The following is a 648-nucleotide window of genomic DNA, read 5'->3' on the forward strand; positions in this document are numbered from 1 at the left end:
GGCCCGCGCATCGGCCTGATTCTGACAACTGAGGACTACGAAAAGCGGGATGGCAATATTGGCAGTCGTCTTAACATCAGCGCTGCCTACAACCCGGACACTCGCCAGATGGCAAATGAGGTCATCGATAACACGGCAGCCAAGGCCCTGGACGGTTACATTGCATGGCTGGACAAGTCTGGCAAGTGGCATAAGCCGTTGGCTAACAAGCCGCAGCAGCAGTCGTATGGTGGCCGTCAGATTGATGAGCAGTTCCAAGACGACGACTTGAACTTCTGACCATGGCTGAGCATTGGTATACCCGCGATGGAGAGCCATGCTATGAGCAGGTAACGCAGAAAGGTGGCCTCCGGGCCACCGATCTGCGCGACGCTCGCAAGCAGGGCTTAGTTCCTTCAGTCACAACCATTCTTGGCGTAGTAGCCAAGCCACAACTGGAGGTGTGGAAGATAAATCAAGGCATCTTGGCCGCTCTAACCTTGCCTCGATTGGATGATGAGCCGGAAGAAGATTACCTGAAGCGCATCATGGCCGATAGTAAGCAGCAGGCTAAGGACGCAGCAGAGGAAGGCACTCGCATCCACGATCAAATCGAGCGGTCCTACAAGGGCCTTCGGGTAGATGAGTATTACAAGCCTCACGTTGAAG

Annotated in this window: 2 protein-coding genes; both read left to right on the top strand. The window is 54.6% G+C overall.

Features of this window, described 5'->3' with window-relative positions; genetic code table 11:
* Positions 1-279 (top strand): hypothetical protein (locus tag ACFQ4G_RS21940; RefSeq protein WP_379041133.1); only part of this gene is annotated, 279 nt, incomplete at its 5' end.
* A 2-nt stretch (positions 280-281) separates the two neighbouring features.
* On the top strand, positions 282-648 hold a 367-nt coding region (locus ACFQ4G_RS21945), incomplete at its 3' end, for a hypothetical protein (protein ID WP_379041135.1).

This window comes from Methylobacterium marchantiae (assembly GCF_042679825.1).
GTDB classification, from domain to species: Bacteria; Pseudomonadota; Alphaproteobacteria; order Rhizobiales; family Beijerinckiaceae; genus Methylobacterium; species Methylobacterium marchantiae.